2 protein-coding genes are annotated in these 1,807 nt (G+C 33.0%); both read right to left on the bottom strand.

All coding sequences use genetic code 11. From position 1 onward, the window contains the following. Positions 1-507: 507 nt before the first annotated feature. Positions 508-1,047, bottom strand: coding sequence for a hypothetical protein (locus tag BMW63_RS17670; protein WP_074724779.1), 540 nt, complete (start codon positions 1,045-1,047; stop codon positions 508-510). 2 nt (positions 1,048-1,049) lie between these two features. After that, on the bottom strand, positions 1,050-1,807 hold a 758-nt coding region (locus tag BMW63_RS17665), incomplete at its 5' end, for an ADP-ribosyltransferase domain-containing protein (RefSeq protein ID WP_217643747.1).

Here is a 1,807-nt window from a genome sequence, read left to right as displayed (position 1 = left end):
GGGAGGGCTGCGTTAGCTGAGTACTTATCGTAACGGGATAACTTTGGGCTTGACCCAGTAGGGATAACAAAAACAGAGGTAGTAGGAGCAGGAGTTTTTTTGGCATTTGGCAAAGATAACTTGATTTGGAAGAGATTTCTTTATTTTTTTTTGAAGCTATTCCTGCTGTCCGTTATATCTTTTTAGTCTCGTTTTGAGAACGAGGCTAAAAAGGATGCCACTTCCATCAGGGCTAAAAATCAAGGATGTTTTTTAGGCATAAGAATGTTTTGTTTCTCTTGAACGAACCACACCAAAGGATTCGGGAGGAAGCAAATTTATATTTCCTGCTCATTTGCTTTTTTGATAAATATAACTATTCCTAAAACAACAAACTACAACTTTTTTAGGGGTGTAGTTTGGGTTTTTGTTTTAGCTGCTTATGATTGTGGGCACGAGCCAGAGGCGTCGCGCTAGCCTTTGAACTTATTTCTGCTCGCGACGGCGAGGGAATAAAAAAAAACGCTGTTAATCCGTTTCGTTAAGTTTCATTAACTCACTATAGAGACTTTCTATTTTCTCGTAACATTCTTTAAACATATTACCATTTCCTTGGGCTGGCTTTATAATTTCAAAATAAGTCTTGAAAGCTTCTTGAGTTTCTGTAATGGTTGGAAAATTACCAGTGTAGCTATAACCTTTTATGTCTATTTTATCACATAAATCATTTAAGAATTCTGTCAAGGGCTTGTTCAGAGTTAAATTTACTGCTTCCAAATATGGCATTGCTCTTTTAGATTCTTCATAAATATTAATTGCTTTTTCTTGCTTTTTTATTAAATGTGGTAATTCATCCATTCTTCTTAACATAGCTAAATGTTGAATTCGAGATACCTGTTTTGATTCCGATGTTTTGAACTGCCATTCTATGTTCGGTCTCAATTCATTAATCAATTCGATCCTAGTTTTCATTTTCTCCTTTTCTTCAGCAGATATTTCTGAGCTATTAAGATGTCTTTCAATGTTACCTAAAACAGTATTAAAATATTTTTCAATATAATTTGTCATTCTTATGGTATTAATTCTAAAACTATTTTTGTGAATTTATTTTGGTGCTCAAAATTTTTGTCAAATATCATATGATTTAGATCAACCTCTTTTACTTTAAATTTTAAATTTGATCTGAACATAACTTCCATTTCATTAGGCATACAAGATATCCCACAAACATTAGAACCATTAGCACCTTTAATTTCATAAATTACACTTTCTCCTTTGCTATAACTAAAATCATAAGCTGCAACTTGCTTGTTTGTTGAACTCGATTTAAAATCCTTAAATGGTATTTCATCTCCAACTTTCCAACTTTTAGCTAAATTAGCTTCGGCTCCGTATACACCTCTGAAAACATTTCCATTATGGGGAGTTAATTTACCTAAACCACGATTTAGTAAATCATTTAATTCATTATTAAAATCACTTAAAGTTCCTGCTCTTAATTCTGTATTTAATGTTTGATAAATTTTACTACCATTTCTCATTTGGTCGCTTGTATAAACTTTGATAGCAGTTAGTTCATCAATAGAAAGATTTGGAAATCTAGTTGGCAGGTTTTCAGCAATTACTTCTGCTCTTTTAGTTAGTACAAACGCATCATCTAGGAAGGTTTTCCATAAACTCCTCGCCCCCTGCACACTCAATCCAACTTTTCCTCCATCGTCAACAACTTCAAGAGTTGCTTTTGAAACCACATTATCAGCATTCAAATATACACAATCTTCAATAGTTTCCAAAACAGTTCCTTTGATCATTGGAACTTCTATTTTTA

Source organism: Flavobacterium frigoris (genome assembly GCF_900111075.1).
Lineage (GTDB): Bacteria > Bacteroidota > Bacteroidia > Flavobacteriales > Flavobacteriaceae > Flavobacterium > Flavobacterium frigoris.
The sequence above is the reverse complement of the archived record's forward strand: the minus strand, read 5'-3'. Positions and strand labels throughout refer to the sequence as shown.

Bases quoted from the DNA above. Each gene is read 5' to 3' on its own strand.
- BMW63_RS17670 (WP_074724779.1), bottom strand. From the start codon at position 1,047: ATGACAAATTATATTGAAAAATATTTTAATACTGTTTTAGGTAACATT.